We start from the raw sequence: 22,580 nt of genomic DNA, 5'->3' as shown, positions 1-22,580 counted from the left end.
CGATGCCACCCCTGCGGTTAGGCTCTTGCCGCAAGGCCAAAGCGACCCTGCACCGACACGGCCCCGCTTGTGTCACCTCACGCGTCACATCCCAGAAGGAGATGCTCGTGCCGTCCATCGACGTCGTCGTAGCCCGGGAAATCCTGGACTCCCGAGGCAACCCCACGGTCGAGGTCGAGGTCGGCCTCGACGACGGCAGCACCGGCCGTGCTGCCGTTCCGTCCGGTGCGTCCACCGGCGCCTTCGAGGCCCTCGAGCTCCGCGACGGCGACCCGAACCGCTACCTGGGCAAGGGTGTCGAGAAGGCCGTCCTCGCCGTCATCGAGCAGATCGGCCCCGAGCTCGTCGGCTACGACGCCACCGAGCAGCGCCTGATTGACCAGGCGATGTTCGACCTCGACGCCACCCCGGACAAGTCCTCCCTCGGTGCCAACGCGATCCTCGGCGTCTCGCTCGCCGTCGCGCACGCCGCCTCCGAGGCGTCCGACCTGCCCCTGTTCCGCTACCTCGGCGGCCCGAACGCGCACCTGCTGCCCGTTCCGATGATGAACATCCTGAACGGCGGCTCGCACGCCGACTCCAACGTGGACATCCAGGAGTTCATGATCGCGCCCATCGGCGCGGAGTCCTTCTCCGAGGCCCTGCGCTGGGGCACCGAGGTGTACCACACCCTCAAGAAGGTCCTGAAGGAGAAGGGGCTCTCCACCGGCCTCGGCGACGAGGGCGGTTTCGCCCCGAACCTGGGCTCCAACCGCGAGGCCCTCGACCTCATCCTCGAGGCGATCAAGAAGGCCGGCTACACGCCCGGCAAGGACATCGCGCTCGCGCTCGACGTCGCCGCGTCCGAGTTCTACAAGGACGGCGCCTACGAGTTCGAGGGCAAGGCCCGCTCGGCCGCCGAGATGACCGAGTACTACGAGGAGCTCGTCTCCGACTACCCGCTGGTCTCGATCGAGGACCCGCTGTTCGAGGACGACTGGGACGGCTGGAAGACGATCACCGAGAAGCTCGGTGCCAAGGTCCAGCTGGTCGGCGACGACCTGTTCGTGACCAACCCCGAGCGCCTCGCCCGCGGCATCGACGAGAGCGCCGCCAACGCCCTCCTGGTCAAGGTCAACCAGATCGGCTCGCTGACCGAGACCCTCGACGCGGTCGAGCTGGCCCAGCGCAACGGCTTCAAGTGCATGATGTCCCACCGCTCCGGCGAGACCGAGGACGTCACCATCGCCGACCTGGCCGTCGCCACCAACTGCGGCCAGATCAAGACCGGCGCCCCGGCCCGCTCCGAGCGCGTCGCCAAGTACAACCAGCTCCTGCGCATCGAGGAGATCCTCGACGACGCCGCGGTGTACGCCGGCCGCAGCGCGTTCCCGCGCTTCAAGGGCTGAGCCCGGTCCCGGGGCCGCTGCCCCGGCCGGGCGCCCGCCGGGCCGACGAGCCGGGCGGGAGCCGGAGGTTGCGTACGTCCCCGCACACGGTCCCGTACCGTGTGCGGGGACGTACGCACGTGAAGGGGAGGCGCACTGAATGGCCCGGGACCGGTTCTCCACCGCGACCAGGCTGCGGCTGCTCGGCGAGCAGACCGCCGCCCGCGTCTACCGTTCGCAGACCCGCCGCCAGGCCCGGCGCTCCCGGCTCACCGGCCGGGCCGCCTTCCTCGCCCTCGTCGTATGCTCGATGATCGTCGCGCTCGCGTATCCGATGCGGGCGTACGTGTCGCAGCAGAACGAGATCGCCGAGCAGCAGCGGCTCGCCGCCGCGGCCCGGGAGCGGGTGGAGCGGCTGCGCGACGAGAAGGCCCGCCTCCAGGACGACGCGTACGTCATGCGGCTGGCCCGTGAGCACCTGCACATGGTCCGGCCCGGTGAGACCGGGTACATCGTGGTCGACCCGCGCGCGGCCCGTAAGCCCCGTGCCGACGAGGCCGGCGTCGGCCGTCCCTGGTACTCGAACGTCTGGGACGGCGTCGACCGCGCCGACGCGCGACGCTAGTCAAGACACAGAACCGACGAAGAGACATACACATCCCATGGACACGCCACCGCCGAGCACCGCGCCCACCCCGCCGACCGCGGAGGACATCGCCGCGTTCAAGGAGCAGCTCGGCCGCCCGCCGCGCGGTCTGCGGGCCATCGCCCACCGCTGCCCCTGCGGCCGGCCCGACGTCGTCGAGACGGCACCGCGGCTGGAGGACGGCACCCCCTTCCCGACGCTGTACTACCTGACCTGCCCGCGTGCGGCCTCGGCCATCGGCACGCTCGAGGCGAACGGCGTCATGAAGGAGATGACCGAGCGCCTGCAGGACGATCCCGACCTGGCGGCGGCGTACCGGGCGGCGCACGAGGACTACATCCGGCGCCGGGACCGGATCGAGGAGCTGAAGAACTTCCCGAGCGCCGGCGGCATGCCGGACCGGGTGAAGTGCCTGCACGTCCTGGTGGCCCACTCCCTCGCGGCCGGCCCCGGGGTGAACCCTCTGGGCGACGAGGCCATCGCGATGCTTCCGGAGTGGTGGGCCAAGGGCCCGTGCGTGGCCGCGGGAGCGGGTGACTGCGCGAGCGCGGGCACGGAGGACGGCGCGTGACCCGCGTCGCCGCGATCGACTGCGGTACGAACTCGATCCGTCTGCTCATCGCCGACGTGGACGCCTCGACCGGTGAACTGCACGAGCTGGACCGGCGGATGACCATCGTCCGGCTGGGCCAGGGAGTCGACCGCACCGGTCGGCTGGCCCCCGAGGCCCTGGAACGCACCTTCGCGGCCTGCCGGGAGTACGCGGGGATCATCAAGGAGCACGGGGCGGAGCGGATCCGCTTCGTGGCGACCTCCGCCTCCCGTGACGCGGAGAACCGCGACGAGTTCGTGAACGGCGTGGTCGGCATCCTCGGGGTCGAGCCCGAGGTGATCAGCGGCGACCGGGAGGCCGAGTTCTCCTTCACCGGCGCCACCGCGGAACTGCCGGGCCACGAGGAGCGGCTGGTCGTGGACATCGGCGGCGGCTCGACCGAGTTCGTGATCGGCCGCGGGCACGTCGAGGCGGCCCGCTCGGTCGACATCGGCTGCGTCCGGCTGACCGAGCGTCATGTGCGCAGCGACCCGCCGGCGCCCGAGGAGATCGCCGCGGTCCGGGCGGACATCGAGGCTGCGCTGGACCTGGCCGAGGAGGCCGTGCCCGTCCGCGAGGCGAGCACCCTGGTCGGCCTGGCCGGATCGGTGACGACCGTCGCCGGGATCGCGCTGGGCCTCGACGCGTACGACTCCGAGGCGATCCACCACTCGCGGGTCTCCCGGGAACGGGTCGCGGAGATCACCGAGCGGCTGGCCCGATCCACCCACGACGAGCGCGCCGCGATCCCGGTGATGCACCCGGGGCGGGTGGACGTGATCATCGCGGGTGCGCTGGTGCTGCTGGCGATCATGGATCGCGCCGGAGTGCCGGAGGTCGTCGTCTCGGAGCACGACATCCTCGACGGCATCGCGTGGTCGTTGACCGACCCGCGCTGAGCGGCGGACGGGACGTCGGAGGTGACGGGGCGGGCGCCGTGGTGAACCGGCAGGCGTACTTCACGCCGCCTCGCCGTCCCGATCCGCGAACAGGTCCGCCGGCGGTTCGGCCATCGTCACGGTGGGACCGTTCTCGCCCAGGACCGCGTCGCGCGCCGGCATCACGTCGGCCGCTTCTTCCGGCTCGTTCCGGGAGGAGGGGGCGAGGGCTCCGGAGCGGGCTCCGCACGGGGTTGCGGGGGTCTCTTCCGGCCTTCGTGACGCCCTCCGCGAGAAAGTTCGTGAAGTTCTTCACAAGGAAATGGGCCCGGTCGGCCGTCGAAAGTGCCCCCAGAGGGCCCGCCGGGCCTGTTTTTGTGCCCAACTCGGCCCGCCCGCCCGCGCTCCGGCAGGTGGCCGTCGTGTTGCGTACACATGAAAAGGGGCACCGGTTCACCTTGCGGAGGGAGCGTGGGGCCAGCTCAGCGGCCCTTGGCAACGTCTCCCGTTACACCGGGGTTCCCGGCACGTGCCATGACCTCGGTCACGTGGGCGGCGGAGTGTAGCAGAGGGTCCACCGGTGCTTGTGAAGGGGCTCACGAGCACCCCCTCCGAGGGGGGTGGATACTCGATGGCATGAGCACCACGGAGCGTCCCAGGATCCTCGTAGTAGGCGGTGGGTACGTAGGCCTGTACGCAGCTCGTCGCATTCTGAAGAAGATGCGGTACGGGGAGGCGACCGTCACGGTCGTCGACCCGCGGTCGTACATGACGTACCAGCCCTTCCTCCCCGAAGCCGCCGCCGGCAGCATCTCGCCTCGGCACGTCGTCGTCCCGCTGCGACGCGTGCTGCCCAAGGCCGAGGTACTCACCGGCCGGGTCACCACCATCGATCAGGACCGCAAGGTCGCCACGGTCGCGCCGCTCGTCGGCGAGGCCTACGAGCTTCCCTTCGACTACCTGGTCATCGCGCTCGGCGCGGTCTCCCGTACCTTCCCGATCCCCGGCCTCGCCGAGCAGGGCATCGGCATGAAGGGCATCGAGGAGGCCATCGGCCTGCGCAACCACGTCCTCGAGCAGCTGGACAAGGCCGACTCCACCACCGACGAGGAGGTCCGCCGCAAGGCCCTGACCTTCGTCTTCGTCGGCGGCGGCTTCGCCGGCGCCGAGACCATAGGCGAGGTCGAGGACCTGGCCCGCGACGCGGTCAAGTACTACAAGAGCATCAAGCGCGAGGACATGCGCTTCGTGCTCGTCGACGCCGCGGACAAGATCCTTCCCGAGGTCGGCCCCAAGCTGGGCAAGTACGGCAAGGAGCACCTCGAGGCCCGCGGCATCGAGATCTACCTGAACACGTCCATGGACTCCTGCGTGGACGGCCACGTGGTGCTGAAGAACGGCCTCGAGGTCGACTCCAACACCATCGTCTGGACCGCAGGCGTGAAGCCGAACCCGGCCCTGGCCCGCTACGGCCTGCCGCTCGGCCCGCGCGGCCACGTGGACACCCAGCCGACGCTCCAGGTGCAGGGCACCGACTACATCTGGGCCGCGGGCGACAACGCCCAGGTCCCGGACGTCGCGGCCCGCAAGGCCGGTGTCGAGAACGCCTGGTGCCCGCCGAACGCCCAGCACGCGCTGCGTCAGGCGAAGGTCCTCGGCGACAACGTGATCTCCGGTATGCGGGGCTTCCCGCAGAAGGAGTACAGCCACGCCAACAAGGGTGCGGTCGCCGGTCTCGGCCTGCACAAGGGCGTCGCGATGATCGTCATGGGCAAGGTCAAGATCAAGCTCAAGGGCCGGCTGGCCTGGTACATGCACCGTGGCTACCACGGCATGGCGATGCCGACCTGGAACCGCAAGATCCGCGTCTTCGCCGACTGGACCCTCGCGATGTTCCTCAAGCGCGAGGTCGTCTCGCTCGGCGCGATCGAGTCGCCGCGCGAGGAGTTCTACGAGGCCGCCAAGCCGGCCCCGGCGGTGTCCCAGCCCGCCCCGGAGAAGGCCAAGGCCTCCTGATCTCCCCGCTGTAGTACCCCCGAAGGGGCCGTCCGCCATCCGTGGTGCGGACGGCCCCTTCGGCGTACTTTGGGCACACTCCGTACGGGGAAGTTGTCTGTTTTGCCGTCCATTTGCCCACCGGGGGGACTGCGTCCGCACGCCGAGGGTGTTTACGTGGTGTTGGGCATTTCCGTCACACAGCGATCACGGAGGTGTGCGCCATGGCCGATGCCGCTTCGCGGCTCACCGCTCTCGCCGAGGAACTGCTGGGGGCACCGCCCCCGATCCGCATCCGGGCCTGGGACGAGAGCGAGTCGGGTCCCGCCGACGGCCCCGTCCTCGTCATCGGGCACCCGCGCGCCCTGCGCAGGCTGCTGTGGAAGCCCGGCGAACTCGGCCTGGCCCGCGGCTGGGTGGCCGGCGAGATCGACGTCGAGGGCGATCTGTACGAGGCCCTGGAGGCGCTCGCGGGGCTGATCTGGGAGCGTTCCGAGCCCGGCCCGGGGCTGCGCTCGCTGGGCGACCCGCGGCTCCGCTCGGCCGTCCGGGAGCTGCTCGCCCTGGCCGGGCCCCGCTTCTGGCTGCCCGTGCCGCCACCCGCCGAGGAGGTCGCCGCACGCCGCGGCCCACTGCACACGAAGGCCCGCGACCGGCAGGCGATCAGCCACCACTACGACGTCGGCAACGCGTTCTACGAGCAGGTGCTCGGCCCCTCGATGGTCTATTCGTGCGCCTACTGGCGGGACGGGGGTTCGCTCGAGGACGCCCAGCGCGACAAGCTCGACCTGGTCTGCCGCAAGCTCGCCCTGCGCGAGGGCGACCGGCTGCTGGACGTCGGCTGCGGCTGGGGCTCGATGGCGATCCACGCGGCCAGGGAGTACGGCGCTCAGGTCACCGGAGTCACCCTGTCGCGGGAGCAGGCCGCGTACGCCCGCAAACGGATCGCCGAGGAGGGGCTGACCGACCGCATCGAGGTCCGGGTCCAGGACTACCGGGACGTCAAGGACGGTCCGTTCGACGCGATTTCGTCCATCGGCATGGCCGAGCACGTCGGCTCCGTCCGGTACCGGGAGTACGCCGATGTGCTGTACGGGCTGCTGAAGCCCGGGGGCAGGCTCCTCAACCACCAGATCGCGCGCCGGCCCGAGCAGGACGAAGCCGCCTACCGCGTGGACGACTTCATCGACGCCTACGTCTTCCCCGACGGGGAGCTGGCGCCGCTCGGAAGGACGCTGTCGATCCTGGAGGAGGCCGGCTTCGAGGCCCGCGACGTCGAGTCGCTGCGCGAGCACTACGCCCGTACGCTGCGCGCCTGGGTGGCCAACCTCGAGTCCGACCGGCGGCGGGCGGTACGCCACTCCTCGCCGGGCCGAGCGCGGATCTGGCGGCTCTACATGGCGGCGTCGGCCGTCGCCTTCGAGCGCAACAGGATCGGGGTCAACCAGATCCTCGCGGTGAAGAGCCGGGACGGCGGGGGCTCGGGCATGCCGCTGAGGGCGCGCAACTGGAACGACGCCGACGGCCGCTGAGGCCCCGGGGCCGGGCGGTGACCCGGCCCCGTACGTGCCCCGGGCCGGGCCCCCGTGTTGGGGGCCCGGCCCGGGGCCTGTCCGTACCGTCGCCGGTGCCGCTACTCGGTCTTGATCGCCGTCAGCATGTTCAGCCGGGCGGCGCTGCGGGCGGGCCACATCGCGGCCAGCACGCCCACCAGTCCCGCGAGCACCAGGAAGAGGCCGATGCGGTCCCACGGCAGGACCAGGGCGTAACCCGGGACCTTGTCCCGGAAGGTCTCGCCGATCGCCCAGCCGAGGAACGAGCCGAGGCCGATGCCGACGACCGCGCCGAACACGGAGATGACGACGGCCTCCAGCCGGACCATCCGCTTCACCCGGCGCCGGTCCAGGCCGATCGCGCGCAGCATGCCGATCTCCTGCTGCCGCTCGAACACGGACATCGCCAGGGTGTTGACCACTCCGAGCACCGCGATGATCAGGGCCATCGCGAGCAGGCCGTACATGATGTTCAGCAGAGTGTTGATCATGCCGCCGAACTGGTCGCGGATGTCCTGCCGGTCCATCACCGCGATGGCGGGGTTGTCGCCCAGCGCGTCGACCAGGGCCTTCTCGTTCGCTTCGCTCTGGCCGCCGTCCGTCTTCACGAAGATCTCCGGGATGTACGGCTTGACCTCGTGCGGGTTGGCGACCTCGGTGCTCACCAGGACCGGCGACAAGAACTCGCTGTCCTTGAAGACCGCGCCGACCTCCAGGCTGCCCTTCTTCTTGTCGTTGAAGGTGACGGGGAGGGTGTCGCCGACCTTCCAGCCCTTCTTCGTGGCCGTCTTCTCCGCGACCGCGATGCCCCCCTTCGCGAGGGTGTCCAGGCTGCCCTTCACGACCTCGACGTTCAGGACCTTCCCGATGTCTCCGGGCGTGACCGCCGACGCGGACGCGAAGTCGCCCTTCACCTCGAAGTACACGGCCTGCTGCGGGGAGACCGCCGATACGCCCGGGGCCTTCTCCAGCGCGGCCAGCGCCGACTGGTCGAGGTGCCCGCCGTTGGCCATCGTGACCATGTAGTCGGCCTTGATGTTGTCCGTCGTCATCTTGTCGACGGCCCTGCCGACGGTGACGCCGAGGACGGAGAGACCGGTGACCAGCGTCAGGCCGATCGCGAGCGCGGAGGCCGTGGCACCGGTGCGCCGCGGGTTGCGGACGGCGTTGCGCCCGGCGAGCTTGCCCGCGACCGAGAAGACGCCGACCAGCAGCGGCCGCAGGAGCGCGATGACGGGCCGCGAGAGCTGCGGGATCAGCACGATCACGCCGATCAGCGCGAGGAAGGCGCCCGCCGCGATCAGCATCCGCCCGGTGTCGCCGGCGGCGGAGGCGCCCCAGACGATGCCGCCTGCGCCGAGGCCGGTCAGGACGGTTCCGATGGAGTTGCGCAGCACCAGCGACTTGGCGCTGGCCGCCGCGTGGACGCTGCCCATGGCCGCGACCGGCGGGATCTTCGCGGCCCGGCGGCCCGGCAGCCACGCCGCGAACATGGTGACGAGGACACCGACGGCGAACGCGGCGATCACCGGCGTCGCGGAGATCACGAGCGGTCCGTCCGGCACCTTCATGCCGAAGGCGGCCATTCCGGAGCGCAGACCCATCGTCAGCCCGATGCCGAGGACGAAGCCGACGGCCGAGGCCACGGCACCGACGATCGCCGCCTCGATGAGCACCGAGCGGGTGATCTGCCGGCGGGACGCCCCGACGGCCCGCATCAGAGCGAGTTCCCTGGTGCGCTGGGCGACCAGCATCGTGAAGGTGTTGGAGATCAGGAAGACGCCGACGAAGAGGGCGATGGCGGCGAAGCCGAGCAGGACCTGCTTGAGGGCGCCGAGACCCTCCTCGATGTCCGCGGCCTGCTTGTCGGCGAGGGCCTGTCCGGTCTGCGCCTCGGCGTTCTCCGGAAGCAGCGGCTCCACCGCGTCGAGGATCCGCGCGTCGTCGGCGCCGGGGGCGGCGGTGACGGTGATGTCCCGGTAGTAGCCGGGCTTCAGGTAGAGCTTCTGGGCCACGTCGGTGTCGAAGAGGACCAGGCTGCCGCCGGCGTTCACGGCGCCGTCCCTGGTGGTGAAGACACCGCTGAGGGTGTACTCCTTCACCGGCCCGTTGGTGGCGACGCGGACCCGGTCCCCGACCGCGTACTTGCCCTTGGCGGCGCTGTCGGCGTCCAGGGCGATCTGGTCGTCCTGTGCGGGGCCGGCGCCCTCGGTGAAGGTGTAGGCGGGGTCCTTGCCGTCCTTGCCGGGGGCGAAGTTGGAGCCCTTGTTCGACCAGCCGACGCCGATGAGCTTGCCGTCGGGGTCGGCGACCCCGGCGAAGCCGTCGACACGGCCGCGGGCGGCGGCGACGCCGTCCAGCGCGGCGACCTTGCCGAGGGTCTTCTCGGAGATGCCGGGCTCCTGCTCGGCGTCGTTCTCGTCGGCGTACGAGGTGACGGCCACGGCGACGTCGTCGTAGCTCTTGGCCGACTGGTTGCGGAAGGCGTTGGAGAGGGTGTCGGCGAAGACCAGGGTGCCGGAGACGAACGCCACGCCGAGCATCACGGCGAGCACGGTCATCAGCAGCCTGGCCTTGTGCGCGAGCACATTGCGCAAGGCGGTACGGAACATGGTGTGAGTCAGTCCTGAGGTGAGGGCCGGAAGTCTGCGGTGGAGCCGTGGGTCAGCTGGTCCGGCCCTTGGCGTCGAACTCCTTCATGCGGTCCAGCACGCCGTCGGCGGTCGGGGCGATCATCTCGTCCACGATCCGGCCGTCCGCCAGGAACACGACGCGGTCGGCGTACGAGGCGGCCACCGGGTCGTGCGTCACCATCACGACGGTCTGGCCGAGCTCCCGCACCGAGTTGCGCAGGAAGCCCAGCACCTCGGCGCCGGAGCGGGAGTCGAGGTTTCCGGTCGGCTCGTCACCGAAGATGATCTCGGGGCGGGAGGCGAGCGCGCGGGCGACGGCGACGCGCTGCTGCTGGCCTCCGGAGAGCTGGGTCGGCCGGTGGCCGAGCCGCCCGGAGAGTCCCACCATGTCGATGACGAGCTGCAGCCACTGCTGGTCGGGCTTGCGGCCGGCGATGTCCATCGGGAGCGTGATGTTCTCCAGCGCCGTGAGCGTGGGCAGCAGGTTGAAGGCCTGGAAGATGAAACCGATCTTGTCGCGGCGCAGCTGGGTCAGCTGCTTGTCCTTGAGCGAACCGAGTTCCGTCTCGCCGATCCGCACCGAACCGCCGCTGAAGGTGTCGAGTCCGGCGACGCAGTGCATCAGCGTCGACTTGCCGGAGCCGGACGGGCCCATGATCGCGGTGAACTCCCCCTGCCGGAAGTCCACGGTGACCCGGTCGAGGGCGACCACCTGGGTCTCGCCCTCCCCGTAGACCTTGGACAGATCCATGGCGCGGGCGGCCACCGCGGTGGCGCGGGCGGCGGTGGGTGTGGTGGTCACGAGTCGGCTCTCCTGTCGCGGCGTTCGTGGGGACCGCACCATCGTGCTGCCCGGAACCCCGCCGGATCGTCCGTCCCGGTGCCCGTTCCCGTGGCCCTCTCGGGTCTGACGGGGCGGCACTCCCGTCCTCCTTTGGTATGACGGCGTCCCCGGGGGAGCCTCCGGGGCGGGCGTGCCCTTCCGGGCCGCCGCCTGCGGGTTGTCCGGGGCGTGCCCGGGCGGCGACTTTCCGTCATTCCCACGGGTGGCGCCGGGTCCGGGGAGACCGCGCCTCGGCAGGTGCAAACAGCCGCCCAGAAGGGCTGACGCACCCTCAGGCATCAATAAAATAAGACAACATCGGGTCGGTGTTCCGCTGTTGGGGTGAGCCGTACGGATAGGCTCATGTGCGAACGCAGAGCCGCGTAAGCAGGACCGCGCAACCAGCCCGGATGGTGGAATGCAGACACGGCGAGCTTAAACCTCGCTGGCCTTCGGGCCGTGCCGGTTCAAGTCCGGCTCCGGGCACGTTCACGCGTCCGCGGCGCGAGCGGAATCGTTGAATTCTTGAACGCTTACTCGCGCCCGCGCGGCCGCCGGCGTTGCCGTACCGAAGCCGGCCCGGTCTCGCCGTACCGCCTCCCCGCCTGCCCCGACCCCTGCCCGGCCCCTCCGCGGGCCGCTGCCGGCACCACGTCCGGCGTGAACCTCGCCGAGCCGGGAATGAGAAAGTCCATTCACTGGCTGTAGTGGCAGGAGAGAGAGTACGGCGGGGCCCGGAGCGACCGGTCAGTCACGATCGAGGAAAGATCCTCCTTCAGCACTAGGCCGAGGTCTTTGCCCCCGCATTACTCTTGTGTCAAGGCCGCGCAGGGCGGCCATGGAGGAGTGAGATGAGGAGCAGCAACCCGGTCTTCTCGCGACGGGGGTTCAGCCGCGACAACGGCTACGCGGGCTTCAACACCGCGCCGCAGGCCGGGGGCCCCGCAGTCGGCGGCAACCCGTACGCCCAGGGCGCGGGCAACCCGTACGCCACCAACCCCTACGCGCCGGCGGACGCCCAGCTGGGTGCCCCGCCGCAGGCGCCCGCCCGCACCAATGTGATGACGATGGACGACGTCGTGGCGCGCACCGCCATGACGCTCGGTACCGTCGTGCTCACGGCGATCCTGTCGTGGGTGCTCCTGCCCGTCGACCCCGCCAACATCGGCAAGTCGTACGGCATCGCCATCGGCGCCGCCCTGGTGGCCCTGGTGCTCGGGCTCGTCCAGTCCTTCAAGCGCAAGCCGTCGCCCGCGCTGATCCTCGCCTACGCGGCGTTCGAGGGTGTCTTCCTCGGTGTGATCTCCAGCGCGGTCTCCACGTACATCGCGGACGGTGTGGTCGCCCAGGCCGTGCTCGGCACGATGGCGGTCTTCGCCGGTGTGCTGTTCGCGTACAAGATGCGCTGGATCCGCGTCACCCGCCGTTTCTACGGCTTCGTGATGGCGGCCGCGATGGGCTTCCTGCTGCTGATGGCCGTCAACCTGCTCTTCGCCGTCTTCGGCGGCGGTGACGGTCTCGGCTTCCGCAGCGGCGGCCTCGGCATCCTGTTCGGTGTCATCGGCATCATCCTCGGTGCCTGCTTCCTCGCCCTGGACTTCAAGCAGGTCGAGGACGGCATCAACTACGGCGCTCCCCGCGAGGAGTCCTGGCTGGCCGCCTTCGGCCTCACCATGACCCTGGTGTGGATTTACCTGGAGATGCTGCGTCTGCTGTCGATCCTGCAGGGCGACGACTGACGCACGGGCGGCCGCACGGCCGCCCGGTGAACCGACGAAGGGCCCGCCCCGGCATCATCCGCCGGGCGGGCCCTTCGCTCGTCCTCGAGCCGGTTTCCGCTAGAGCAGCTTGCGGGCCGCCCTCCTCAGGTCGTACTCATGGATGATCGCCTTCGCATGGCCGTACGCGAGATTGTGTTCGCTCCGGAGCCAGCTGACCTTCTCCTCGAAACGGAACAGGGACGGTCCTTCTTCGACGGTGCGCAGCCAGTCGGCGACTTCACGACCGGTGCAGTGGGGGATGCGGGAGAGCAGGTTGCGATGGGTCTCTTCGGAGAAGACTTGGGACATCGGCGCCTCCGGACGCATTGCGCGTGTGGTCCTTCACGTCACCGTGCCTGAGTGTTCGCGTATTGGCAACAGTCCCGCACCGGCGCATAGGGTCGCGTCGTGCTTGATACGACACCTCTGACGGCGGCCGTGGAGCGGTTCGCCGACCGGCTGCGGGCGGCCCCGCAGAGCCGGCTCCAGCGCGGGGCGGCGGCCGAAGGCCTGGCACTGGCCAGGGAGTTGGCCGTGCGCGCCCAGCGCATCGAGTCGCCTGGGCGACAGCCGTGGATCATGCCCGACGCGGGTGTCTTCACGGTCGCGGACCAATTGCTCGTCGCCGGGACGGATTTGGCCGAAGCCGTACGCACGGGAACGGCCCCGCCGGAGGAACTGGACGAGGCCGTGCAACTGGTCGAGGAGGCGGCGCGGCGGGCGGGGCTCTGAGGACGCCGCCCGGGGCCGCTGGGGGCCGGGGCGCGGGGCCCTGGCCGGTCGCGGTTCAGAGCGAGGCGATGACGCGGTCCGCGAGGATGTAGACGTTCTCCTCGCCGCCGCAGGAGAACGTCAGGGCGTAGGCACCGGAGACGCCCGAGCCGCCGAGCAGGACCGGCGTCTGCCCGGCCCGCAGCGCCTCCCCGAGACGCTCCGCGGTCTCGCGGTGCCCCGGGGTCATGCAGAGGGTCGTGCCGTCGGCGAACACGTACACGTCGAGGGTCCCCAGCGGACCCGGCCGTACGTCGGTGAGGGCGGTCGCGGTCTCCGCGAGCTCCTCCAGGCGCGCCACGGTGCGCTCGTGGTCGGTCACGACCGGTGTCTGCACCGGTACGAAGTCGGGGTGCGAGGGGTGGCGCCGGCGGGCCGCTGCGAGCTCGGGGGAGTCCTCGGCGAACTCGGCCGGCGGCTCGGTGAGCTCCGCGGGCTCCACGAGGTCGTCGAGGGCCTCCACGGCCTCCAGGTCCATGGCCTCCAGCCCGGCGAAGTCGGCCTGCCGGGGTACGTAGAGCGGGCCGTCCTCGCCGAGATCCGCCAGTCCGCCCAGCATCGACAGCGGCGACTCACCGGCGAAGTGCGGTGCGTCGGCCGCCTCGCGGGCCTCCTGCGCCGCCCAGAAGGCGCGCGCCTCGGCCAGCTCCCGCTCGCGCTCCTCGGCCAGTGCCTCGGCGACGGCGGCGCGTATCTCGGCGGCGGGTGCGGTGCGTGCCTGCGGGACGGAGCCGAAGGGGCCGCTGCCGTGACGGCTCACGGCGGCCAGCTCCGAACGCAGGGCGGTGACCTGCTTGCGCAGCCCGAGAGTGGTGTGCAGGGCAGCGGCGCCCACGGCCGTGGCGGCGGCGGTGGTCAGCAGCAGGGCGAGGGACATGGCGCTCACTGACGTACTCCCGGTTCTGTGGATTCCCCGACTTACTACATCAGCTTGTCGCGAGCCCACACCTGGTGTCAGTGCAATACGTCACGAAAGGGACAGGACTTTGGGCCGGATGTTTACCTGCGTGACACTTGTGACCTGGGGAAACGCGCATCGGCGCGAGATAGGTCACATCCTGGGGGAGATTAGGTCACGGCTGGGCGACGGCGGGGTTGGGCAAGCGGTTGCCGAGGGACGGGGAGGGGTTTCGCGATTCCTTCCCCGGGGCCTCGCGCCGCGCCTGCGGGATGGGCGCGGTCCGCGGCCCGGTCGCCGGACGGGCGGGGCGTCGCGTACAGGCGCGACGCCCCCCCGAGCGGCGCTCAGGTGCGCCGCCGTCTCAGCTGAGGCGCTCGATGACCATCGCCATGCCCTGGCCGCCGCCGACGCACATCGTCTCCAGACCGAACTGCTTGTCGTGGAACTGGAGCGAGTTGATCAGCGTGCCGGTGATGCGTGCGCCGGTCATGCCGAAGGGGTGGCCGACCGCGATCGCGCCGCCGTTGACGTTCAGCTTCTCGAGCGGGATGCCGAGGTCCCGGTAGGACGGGATGACCTGCGCCGCGAACGCCTCGTTGATCTCGACCAGGTCGATGTCGCCGATGGTGAGCCCGGCCCGCCGCAGCGCCTGGTTGCTCGCCTCGACCGGTCCGTAGCCCATGATCTCGGGGGAGAGGCCGGAGACGCCGGTGGAGACGATCCGGGCCAGCGGGGTCAGGCCCAGCTCCCGTGCCTTGGTGTCGGACATGATCACGAGGGCGGCCGCGCCGTCGTTGAGCGGGCAGCAGTTGCCCGCGGTGACCAGGCCGTCGGGACGGAAGACCGGCTTCAGGCCCTGAACGCCCTCCACCGTGACGCCGGCGCGCGGGCCGTCGTCCTTGCCGACGACCGTGCCGTCCGGCAGCGTCACGGGCGTGATCTCGCGCTCCCAGAACCCGTTCTTGATGGCTTCCTCGGCGAGGTTCTGCGAGCGCACGCCGAACTCGTCCATGTCCTGGCGGGTGACGCCCTTGAGCCGGGCCAGGTTCTCGGCGGTCTGTCCCATGGCGATGTAGGCGTCCGGGACCAGGCCGTCCTCGCGCGGGTCGTGCCAGCCCGCGCCCTCGCTGGCCGCGACGGCCGCGGTGCGGGCCTCGGCCTCGGCGAAGAACGGGTTGTGGGTGTCGGGCAGCCCGTCGGACGTGCCCTTCACGGAGCGGGAGACCATCTCGACGCCCGCCGATATGAAGACGTCGCCCTCGCCGGCCTTGATGGCGTGGAGCGCCATGCGGGAGGTCTGCAGCGAGGACGAGCAGTAGCGGGTGATGGTGCAGCCGGGGAGGTGGTCCATCCCCATCTGCACGGCCACGATCCGGCCCAGGTTGTGGCCCTGCTCGCCGCCGGGCAGGCCGCAGCCGAGCATCAGGTCGTCGATGTCCTTCGGGTCCAGCTCGGGGACCTTGGCCAGGGCGGCCTGGACGATCGTCGCGGTCAGGTCGTCCGGCCGCAGGTCCTTCAGCGAGCCCTTGAAGGCCCGACCGATGGGGGAGCGGGCGGCAGAGACGATCACGGCTTCGGGCATCACGGCTCCAGTGAGGTGCTTGGGGGCGACTGTCTGGAAGTTACCCCTACGTATCGCGCGGGTCACGGTACGGACCGTGTGATGCGGGCCTCTTTTCTAAGCGCTCGCTTACGGGCAGGGGTGCTGCGCTGCCCGCCGGACGGTGGGCCCCGGCGGATCACCGCGGGCCCGGCACGGCCGTCGGCCGTTCGCGCCCGCGGGGAACCCGGGCGGGCGGCAGGGCCGGGCTCCGGGCCCGCGGCTGCTCGGTGGGCGGGGGCTCGGCGCGACCCGGGCCGCGGTGCCCGGGCCCGGCGCGGGCCGCGCGCTCACTCGGCTGCCCGCCCCCGCACCTCCGCGGCCCGGGGCTCCGAAGGCGCGGGCTCCGTGGGGACCGGCAGACGGCGGCGCCTGCGGTGCTTCAGCAGCGCCCACGGGGCGCGGGCGCCCGTGACCTCGGTTCCGGCCTCGCTCGCCGCCTCCGCCGCCGCCTTGGCGACCGGCAGCATGCCCTCGCGGCGGTCGGCGTCCAGCCTGTCCGTCTCCGGCCACAGGCCCAGCGCCGCGCACAGCGTCGGCAGCACCGCCATCGCCGCCGTCGCGTACCCCTCCGCCGAGGGGTGGTAGTTGTCCGGGCCGAACAGCTCGCGAGGGTTCGCCGCGAACTCCGGGCCCAGCAGGTCGCCCAGCGAGACCGTGCGGCCGCCCTGCTCCACCGCGCCGATCGTCTGGGCGGCCGCGAGCTGCCGGGAGACCCGGCGGGCGAGCCAGCGCAGCGGCTGGTACACCGGCTCGATGGTGCCGAGATCCGGGCAGGTGCCCACCACCACCTCCGCACCGGCCGTCCGCAGCCGGCGCACCGCCGCGGACAGGTACCGCACCGACTGCGTCGGGGGCATCCGGTGCGTCACGTCGTTCGCCCCGATCATGATCACGCAGACGTCGGGGACCCGGGACGGGTCCCGCAGGGCCAGGCCCACCTGGCGTTCCAGGTCGTCGGAGCGCGCACCGGGCTGGGCCACGTTCATCAGCTCCACCGGGCGCTCGGCCACGGCCGCGAGGCCCGAGGCCAGCAGCGCCCCCGGTGTCTGCCCCGCCCGGCGCACACCCTGCCCGGCGGCCGTCGAGTCGCCCAGCAGGGCCAGCCGCAGCGGATCGGAGAGCCCGAAGGCCGTGCCGTAGACGCCGTCCGCCCCGGGGGGAAAGGGTGCCGTGCCGCCCCCCACCGATCTTTTTGCCAGCTGCACCTCGGCCAGCAGGAGAGTCACCGCCGCAGCTCCGAGCAGACCGATCCCGCCGCCGCCGTATGCCGCGCCCGCCGCGATGCGCCGCGCCACCCTCGCCCTCGACACAGTCCCAGCCACCTCCTCGTAGCCGTGCAGTCGTCCAAGAGCTAACTGCCCCGTAACGGCCGTAGCCCAATCTCGCGCCGAATGCGCATACGCTGACGGAACCACTACGGAGATCCCGGAGACTTACGGTGCAATTCCACGACTCGATGATCAGTCTGGTTGGCAATACCCCGCTGCTGAAGCTGAACAGCGTGACCGCGGGCATTCAGGCGACGGTCCTCGCCAAGGTCGAGTACTTCAACCCCGGCGGTTCGGTGAAGGACCGCATCGCCCTGCGCATGATCGAGGCCGCCGAGCAGAGCGGAGAGCTCAAGCCGGGCGGCACGATCGTCGAGCCGACGAGCGGCAACACCGGCGTCGGGCTTGCGATCGTGGCCCAGCAGAAGGGCTACAAGTGCATCTTCGTCTGCCCGGACAAGGTGTCCACGGACAAGATCAATGTGCTGCGTGCGTACGGCGCCGAGGTCGTCGTCTGCCCCACCGCGGTCGACCCGGAGCACCCGGACTCGTACTACAACGTCTCGGACCGGCTGGTGCGCGAGACGCCCGGCGCCTGGAAGCCGGACCAGTACTCCAACCCGAACAACCCGCGTTCGCACTACGAGACGACCGGTCCCGAACTGTGGGAACAGACTGAGGGGAAAATCACCCATTTCGTGGCGGGTGTGGGCACCGGAGGCACCATTTCCGGAACCGGCCGCTATCTCAAGGAGGTCAGCGAGGGCAAGGTCCGCATCGTCGGCGCCGACCCCGAGGGCTCCGTGTACTCGGGCGGCTCGGGCCGTCCGTACCTGATCGAGGGCGTCGGTGAGGACTTCTGGCCCACCGCCTATGACCCGAACGTCACCGACGAGATCGTCGCCGTGTCCGACAAGGACGCCTTCCAGATGACCCGCCGCCTCGCCAAGGAGGAGGGCCTGCTGGTCGGCGGCTCCTGCGGCATGGCGGTCGTCGCCGCGCTGCGCGTGGCCGAGGGCCTCGGCCCGGACGACGTCGTGGTCGTGCTGCTGCCGGACAGCGGGCGCGGCTACCTGTCGAAGATCTTCAACGACGAGTGGATGAACGACTACGGCTTCCTGGAGCAGGCCGGCGACCAGCCGCGGGTCGGCGACGTGCTGAAGCACAAGGAGGGCGCGCTGCCCTCGCTCGTGCACATGCACCCCGAGGAGACGGTCGGCCAGGCCATCGACGTGCTGCGCGAGTACGGCGTCTCCCAGATGCCGATCGTGAAGCCGGGCGCCGGGCACCCGGACGTCATGGCCGCCGAGGTCATCGGCTCCGTGGTGGAGCGGGAGCTGCTGGACGCGCTGTTCACCCAGCGCGCCTCGCTGAACGACCCGCTGGAGAAGCACATGAGCGACCCGCTCCCGCAGGTCGGTTCGGGCGAACCCGTCGGCGACCTGATGTCGGTGCTCGGTTCCGCCGACGCGGCGATCGTGCTGGTCGAGGGCAAGCCCACCGGAGTGGTGAGCCGCCAGGACCTGCTGTCGTTCCTGGCGCTGTCCGGGAAGTAGCCCGAACGGGGCCGGGGTCCCCGCGCGAGGGGATGCGCGGGGACCGCCGCACCCCCGTGACCGGGGGGCGGGACGACGGCGGTCCCCGCGAGGGACGCGGTCCGGGTCAGGGCCGGGCTCGCGTCCGGGCGTCCGTGGAGGTCCGGGAGCCGCTCCGGAGGTCCTTGACGCCGACACCCCTCAATGTGCCCGACGCGTGTTAAGCGAGTGCTGCGCCGACGTGTCGCGCTCGTACCGGTTCCGCGAAGCTCCGTCCCCGGCCCGGCCGGGAGCGCCGGGACGGCGGCCGCCTCAGTCCTCCCAGTCGGATCCCGCTCCCGCCGCGGACTTCTCCCGGCGGCCGAACGGGCTCCTGCCGCGGAAGGCGTGCACGGCGTTGACGCCCACGATGCCGCCCCAGGTCACGAACAGGCCCTCGATACCGGCGTGCACCACGCTGATCGCCGAGAGCGGGACGGCGAGGACGAGCGTGATGATCGCGAGGCCGTGGCGCTCGCCGAAGTTCTCCCCGGAGCGTTCCGGGCGCGTGCCACCGCGGGCCGCCGTCATCTGCCGCTCGGCCAGATGGCGCCGGACCCGGCGGTCGACGGCCGCGTCCATGCGCTGCTCGACCTTCTCCAGGAACGACTCGACGAGTGCCGACTCGTACTCCGTGCCCAGCTCGTGGCGGGCGCGGAGGGTGGCGTCGAGCTCCTTCGTGAGCTCGTGGTCACGGGCTTCCATGGGCACAGGGTAGGGAGACGGCGAGGGCGTGTCGGTGGGGCAGGCCCCCCTCTTCCGGTTCGGGTTCCCCCGTCCTCGGGCAGGGCCGCGGCGGCGCCGCTTGCCCGGTCTGTATATGGTCATGCAGAGTTAAAGGTGACTGAATAGCCGGTGTGCCGAAGTTCTCGGTGATCTTCGTGTCCGTTCCGCCTCCCCGCGCCGCGCCCTCGCGGTACTGTCCCGGGCGTCCGGGAGCGGGCCGGCGCCTCCGGCGCGCCGGGCGAGACGAACTGGGGGACGGGACGGCATGAACGACACCAGCCCTGCCGCGCGTTTGCAGCAGCTGTTCGAAGGCCACCGGCTCACCCCCACCCAGCGCCGTATCGCCCACTGCATGGTGCGCAGGGCGGCCGACGTGCCCTTCCTGTCCAGCGTCGAACTGGCCGAACTCGCCGGAGTCAGCCAGCCCTCCGTCACCCGCTTCGCCGTCGCGCTCGGCTTCGACGGCTATCCGGCGCTGCGCAGGCATCTGCGCGAGGTGGCGCCCGCCGAACCGGCGGAGGGGAAGCAGGAGTTCACCGAGTACCAGCAGGCCGTCCACGCCGAGATCGAGAACCTGCGCCATCTCGCCGAACTGCTCGCCGACCCGGGCCCCGTGGAGCGGGCCGCCCGGCTGCTCGCGGCCTCCCGCCCGCTGCCGGTGCTCGGGCTGCGCGCGGCCTCCTCGCAGGCTCGTGGCTTCTCGTACTTCGCGGCCAAGGTCCACCCGGACGTCCGTCTGCTCGACGAGGGCGGCTCGATGCTGGCCGACCGGATCGACGCCGCACGGCGGGCGGGCGCGACCGCGCTGCTCTGCTTCGCCCTGCCCCGCCATCCCCGGGAGGTCGTGGAGGCGCTCGCCTACGCGCGAGGGGCCGGGCTGACCGTCGTCACGGTCGCGGACTCGGCGTTCGCGCCCGTCGCCGCCCACAGTGACGTGCTGATCCCGGCCGCCGTCGGCACCGGCCTTGCCTTCGACACGGCGTGCGCGCCCATGCTGCTGGGCCGGGTGCTGCTCGAGGCGATGTGCGACGACCTGCCGGACGCGCAGGCGCGGCTGGAGGAGTTCGACGTCCGTGCCGCGGAGCGCGGACTCTTCGCGGACTGAGGCGCCGCCGCCCGGCCCGCGTACGTCCCGCTCCGGGGCCGTCCCTTCTCAGCCGTTCCTCAGAAAACCCGGCTAACCTCCCCGCCCTGGACGGCATGTCGGGCGAAGGGAGCGGCGTCGTGGGTCGCGGTGGAAGCCACGCACTGGCGCGCGTGGCGGTGATCGTACGGGCCGGGGCGGCCCCGATGGTGTGGCTCGGGGTGCTCGCCGCGGCCGTCGGGCTGGCGCCGGAGGGACTCACCGGGCGCAGGATCGGACTGTACGGCGGCGCCGTGCTGTTCCTGGTCGCGGCGGCCGTCGTGGCGGTCGGCCGCACGGGCCGTTACCGGGAGTTGGAGCGCACGGCCACCCGGGCCGCCCGCAGTGACATCCTGCAGGACCGGGCCGTGACCGTCCGCAACCGGCGCCGTGACCACCGCTGGTGGCTGCTCGCGGCGTTCGCCGCGGCCGTGGGTCTTTCCTTCGCCGTGCCGGCGGCCGGCGGAATGCTGCTGGCGGGCGCCGGCACCGGCCTCTGGCTCAAGGCGCGCGCCCTCGGGCGGCGCGAGATCGCGGCCGAGAAACTGCTGTGGGTGCGCACCGACTGGGTCGAGGGCGGCCGGCCCGCCGGAGCGCGGGTGAAGGGCTACCGGACGACCGGCCCCGCCGCCGGGGACGCCGCCCCGGGCGGGGCTCGGCGTCGCTGAACGGTCGGCGGGGCGCCGGTCGGGTGTCAGACCTCCAGCTCGGCCTCGATCTTGCGCAGCTGGTGGCGGGCCATCGCCAGATTGGCGCGCTGGTTGTCCAGGGCCAGGTACAGGAACAGCCCGTTGCCGCCGCGCGCCTTGAGCAGCCGGATCAGGTGGTACTGCCCGCCCAGGGTGATGAGGATGTCCTCGATCTCGTCCTGGAGGCCCAGCATCTCCATCGCGCGCAGCTTCGCCCGCACCACGTCGGTGTTGCCCGCGGCCGCGACGTTCAGGTCGAGGTGCTTGCCGCCGCCGAGGGTGCCCAGGGCCATGCCGCTGGTGTAGTCGACGAGTGCGACGCCGACCGCGCCCTCGATCACGGCCATCGCTTCCTTGAGGGCCGTCTCGGTGTTCGCCATGGTGGTGCCTCTCCTTGTTGTGGAACTGTTCGGTTCGGGTGGGGTGTTCGTCTGCCGGAGTGCCGGAGGCCGGTCTCCGTACGGGGTGTCCGGCCGGGGGGTGCCCGGCCGTCGGTCCGGGTCAGGGGCGTTCGAGTGCTCCGTCCACGAGTTCGCCGATGCGCGCCCCCGCCCTGCGGGCCTCGAGGTGCAACCGGCCGACGTTGACCCGGGGTTCGGCGGTCACGGTGAGCACGGCGGCCGCGCCCGCCGCGTAGGTCGCCACGTAGCCGTTCTCGCCGCGCACGAGCAGTTCGCGGAAGCGGCCCTGCCCGGTCGCCTCGGTGAGCCGCACGGCCACGCCGAGCGCCGCGGCGGTCAGCGCGGCGACCGTCTCCGCCTCCGCTTCCGGGGTGTCCCTGGCCAGCACGAGGCCGTCCACGCTGGCCGCGAGGGCGCCGGTGAGCTGCGGTAACCGGGTCCTCAACCGGTGCAGTTCGTCGAGGACTCCGGTGCTCGCGGTCATCAGCTGTCTCCTCTCGGCGCGCTGCCTCATCGCGCGCATCACAGCGTTGCCTCCAGGGCGTCACGGAGCCGGCGGAGCAGGGCGATGTCCGGGTCCGCGGACATCTCCATCACGCGCGCGACATCGGGTGGCGGGGCGGACGCGGTGGCGCCCGGGCGCGGGGTCTCGACGAGCCCGGCGGCGGCCAGCCGGCGGACGTCGATGAGGGTGTGGAACGCGGGGCGGCCCAGTGCCCGGGCGATGTCGGCGGGCGTGCGCACGCCGTCGGCCAGGTCGAGCACGGCGCGCTGCCGCGGGGCGGCCCGCACGGGGGCGGGGCGGGGGGAGGGCACCACGGGCGCGGTGTCCGTCTCGGGGTGCGCCCAGAGACGGTCCAGCAGGGCCCGGCGCCGCAGGGTCTCGCGCTCGACCGCTTCGGCGGCCACGGGCCGTACCGGGCCTATCCAGTGGGCCACGCCGTAGCGGAAGCGAGTGGGGCCGCTGCTCGGGGCGAGAGCGAAGAACGCCGCGTCGAAGAGCGCCCCGAGATGGCATATCTCCAGCTCGCCGCCGGACACCAGGCCGCTGTCGACGAGATAGCGGCCGACCGCGCCGGTCGCTCCGGCCTCGCGGAGGGCCTCCGTCCAGCCGTCGGAACGCAGCCGGCCGGTGGCGGCGAGCAGGACGTCGATGCCCGGCGCGGCGGGGCTCTCGGCGTGCACGACCTGGCCCTCGACGAGGTACAGCGTGCCCCGATCCCGTAAGAGGGCGCCGGTGGCCCGCTCCGAGGCGAGCCGCAACAGCATCGGTGAGA

At 71.7% G+C, this 22,580-nt stretch carries 21 protein-coding genes and 1 tRNA gene; 12 read left to right on the top strand and 10 right to left on the bottom strand.

What is annotated here, in order from left to right:
* Nucleotides 1–107: 107 nt before the first annotated feature.
* The 6 genes from eno (at nucleotide 108) to BLT82_RS17610 (ending at nucleotide 7,010) form a co-directional block, all read left to right on the top strand.
* Entirely contained in the window at nucleotides 108–1,388 is a 1,281-nt protein-coding gene (gene eno, locus BLT82_RS17640; RefSeq protein ID WP_208867947.1) for a phosphopyruvate hydratase, read from the top strand.
* A 139-nt stretch (nucleotides 1,389–1,527) separates the two neighbouring features.
* Complete coding sequence (locus BLT82_RS17635) at nucleotides 1,528–1,992, top strand: FtsB family cell division protein (RefSeq protein ID WP_093655871.1); 465 nt, start codon at nucleotides 1,528–1,530, stop codon at nucleotides 1,990–1,992.
* Between the two features lie 37 nt (nucleotides 1,993–2,029).
* Nucleotides 2,030–2,584, top strand: coding sequence for a DUF501 domain-containing protein (locus tag BLT82_RS17630; protein ID WP_093655869.1), 555 nt, complete (start codon nucleotides 2,030–2,032; stop codon nucleotides 2,582–2,584).
* Nucleotides 2,581–3,504 carry a Ppx/GppA phosphatase family protein gene (locus tag BLT82_RS17625; RefSeq protein WP_093655867.1) on the top strand — a complete coding sequence of 308 codons (924 nt, stop codon included), beginning with the start codon at nucleotides 2,581–2,583 and terminating at the stop codon, nucleotides 3,502–3,504. The genes BLT82_RS17630 and BLT82_RS17625 overlap by 4 nt, the downstream gene beginning before the upstream one ends.
* 615 nt (nucleotides 3,505–4,119) lie before the next feature.
* Entirely contained in the window at nucleotides 4,120–5,499 is a 1,380-nt protein-coding gene (locus BLT82_RS17615; RefSeq protein ID WP_093655865.1) for an NAD(P)/FAD-dependent oxidoreductase, read from the top strand.
* Between the two features lie 203 nt (nucleotides 5,500–5,702).
* On the top strand, nucleotides 5,703–7,010 hold the full coding sequence (locus tag BLT82_RS17610; RefSeq protein ID WP_093655864.1) for an SAM-dependent methyltransferase: 1,308 nt from the start codon (nucleotides 5,703–5,705) through the stop codon (nucleotides 7,008–7,010).
* A gap of 101 nt (nucleotides 7,011–7,111) precedes the next feature.
* On the opposite strand, the gene BLT82_RS17605 is transcribed toward BLT82_RS17610, so the two are convergent.
* Together BLT82_RS17605 and BLT82_RS17600 are read right to left on the bottom strand one after the other, a co-directional pair.
* Nucleotides 7,112–9,643 carry an ABC transporter permease gene (locus BLT82_RS17605; protein ID WP_093655862.1) on the bottom strand — a complete coding sequence of 844 codons (2,532 nt, stop codon included), beginning with the start codon at nucleotides 9,641–9,643 and terminating at the stop codon, nucleotides 7,112–7,114.
* Nucleotides 9,644–9,695: 52 nt separating this feature from the next.
* The gene (locus BLT82_RS17600) at nucleotides 9,696–10,466 is read right to left on the bottom strand and encodes an ABC transporter ATP-binding protein (RefSeq protein ID WP_093655860.1); all 771 of its coding nucleotides are present in this window, start codon (nucleotides 10,464–10,466) and stop codon (nucleotides 9,696–9,698) included.
* A gap of 425 nt (nucleotides 10,467–10,891) precedes the next feature.
* Here BLT82_RS17600 and BLT82_RS17595 point away from each other — a divergent pair.
* Nucleotides 10,892–10,973, top strand: a tRNA-Leu gene (locus BLT82_RS17595).
* Between the two features lie 365 nt (nucleotides 10,974–11,338).
* Nucleotides 11,339–12,226, top strand: coding sequence for a Bax inhibitor-1/YccA family protein (locus BLT82_RS17590; RefSeq protein WP_093655859.1), 888 nt, complete (start codon nucleotides 11,339–11,341; stop codon nucleotides 12,224–12,226).
* A gap of 99 nt (nucleotides 12,227–12,325) precedes the next feature.
* Here the strand turns inward: BLT82_RS17590 and BLT82_RS17585 are convergent, their stop codons facing one another.
* The gene (locus BLT82_RS17585; protein WP_093656142.1) at nucleotides 12,326–12,556 is read right to left on the bottom strand and encodes a DUF4287 domain-containing protein; all 231 of its coding nucleotides are present in this window, start codon (nucleotides 12,554–12,556) and stop codon (nucleotides 12,326–12,328) included.
* A 99-nt stretch (nucleotides 12,557–12,655) separates the two neighbouring features.
* On the opposite strand from BLT82_RS17585, the gene BLT82_RS17580 reads away from it, so the two are divergent.
* The gene (locus tag BLT82_RS17580; protein WP_167746033.1) at nucleotides 12,656–12,979 is read left to right on the top strand and encodes a hypothetical protein; all 324 of its coding nucleotides are present in this window, start codon (nucleotides 12,656–12,658) and stop codon (nucleotides 12,977–12,979) included.
* Nucleotides 12,980–13,034: 55 nt separating this feature from the next.
* On the opposite strand, the gene BLT82_RS17575 is transcribed toward BLT82_RS17580, so the two are convergent.
* The 3 genes from BLT82_RS17575 to BLT82_RS17565 form a co-directional block, all read right to left on the bottom strand.
* The gene (locus BLT82_RS17575) at nucleotides 13,035–13,895 is read right to left on the bottom strand and encodes a hypothetical protein (RefSeq protein ID WP_435866350.1); all 861 of its coding nucleotides are present in this window, start codon (nucleotides 13,893–13,895) and stop codon (nucleotides 13,035–13,037) included.
* Nucleotides 13,896–14,280: 385 nt separating this feature from the next.
* Nucleotides 14,281–15,501 carry an acetyl-CoA C-acetyltransferase gene (locus BLT82_RS17570; RefSeq protein ID WP_093655857.1) on the bottom strand — a complete coding sequence of 407 codons (1,221 nt, stop codon included), beginning with the start codon at nucleotides 15,499–15,501 and terminating at the stop codon, nucleotides 14,281–14,283.
* A gap of 308 nt (nucleotides 15,502–15,809) precedes the next feature.
* Nucleotides 15,810–16,817 carry an SGNH/GDSL hydrolase family protein gene (locus BLT82_RS17565; RefSeq protein WP_093655856.1) on the bottom strand — a complete coding sequence of 336 codons (1,008 nt, stop codon included), beginning with the start codon at nucleotides 16,815–16,817 and terminating at the stop codon, nucleotides 15,810–15,812.
* A 143-nt stretch (nucleotides 16,818–16,960) separates the two neighbouring features.
* Here BLT82_RS17565 and BLT82_RS17560 point away from each other — a divergent pair, with 143 nt between their 5' ends.
* Nucleotides 16,961–18,346 (top strand): cystathionine beta-synthase, encoded by a 1,386-nt coding sequence (locus BLT82_RS17560; RefSeq protein WP_093655854.1) that lies wholly within the window; start codon nucleotides 16,961–16,963, stop codon nucleotides 18,344–18,346.
* Nucleotides 18,347–18,637: 291 nt separating this feature from the next.
* Here the strand turns inward: BLT82_RS17560 and BLT82_RS17555 are convergent, their stop codons facing one another.
* Nucleotides 18,638–19,069: a hypothetical protein gene (locus BLT82_RS17555; RefSeq protein WP_093655852.1), complete on the bottom strand. Its 432-nt coding sequence runs from the start codon at nucleotides 19,067–19,069 to the stop codon at nucleotides 18,638–18,640.
* A gap of 286 nt (nucleotides 19,070–19,355) precedes the next feature.
* Between BLT82_RS17555 and BLT82_RS17550 the strand changes: the two genes are divergently transcribed.
* The gene (locus BLT82_RS17550) at nucleotides 19,356–20,195 is read left to right on the top strand and encodes a MurR/RpiR family transcriptional regulator (protein ID WP_093655850.1); all 840 of its coding nucleotides are present in this window, start codon (nucleotides 19,356–19,358) and stop codon (nucleotides 20,193–20,195) included.
* 152 nt (nucleotides 20,196–20,347) lie between these two features.
* A complete protein-coding gene (locus BLT82_RS17545; protein ID WP_093655848.1) occupies nucleotides 20,348–20,881 on the top strand; it encodes a hypothetical protein in 534 nt (177 codons plus the stop codon).
* Between the two features lie 26 nt (nucleotides 20,882–20,907).
* Here BLT82_RS17545 and BLT82_RS17540 read toward each other — a convergent pair whose 3' ends face one another.
* The 3 genes from BLT82_RS17540 to BLT82_RS17530 all read right to left on the bottom strand — a co-directional run bounded on the left by BLT82_RS17540 (nucleotide 20,908) and on the right by BLT82_RS17530 (nucleotide 22,572).
* Nucleotides 20,908–21,282: a hypothetical protein gene (locus BLT82_RS17540; protein WP_017945811.1), complete on the bottom strand. Its 375-nt coding sequence runs from the start codon at nucleotides 21,280–21,282 to the stop codon at nucleotides 20,908–20,910.
* Nucleotides 21,283–21,403: 121 nt separating this feature from the next.
* Nucleotides 21,404–21,787 (bottom strand): roadblock/LC7 domain-containing protein, encoded by a 384-nt coding sequence (locus BLT82_RS17535; protein ID WP_093655846.1) that lies wholly within the window; start codon nucleotides 21,785–21,787, stop codon nucleotides 21,404–21,406.
* Between the two features lie 38 nt (nucleotides 21,788–21,825).
* Entirely contained in the window at nucleotides 21,826–22,572 is a 747-nt protein-coding gene (locus BLT82_RS17530; protein WP_244292021.1) for a transcriptional regulator, read from the bottom strand.
* Between the last annotated feature and the right edge of the window lie 8 nt (nucleotides 22,573–22,580).

Source organism: Streptomyces wuyuanensis, from assembly GCF_900103455.1.
Lineage (GTDB): Bacteria > Actinomycetota > Actinomycetes > Streptomycetales > Streptomycetaceae > Streptomyces > Streptomyces wuyuanensis.
Note: the sequence above shows the minus strand (reverse complement) of the source record. Positions and strands in the feature narration are given on the sequence as shown.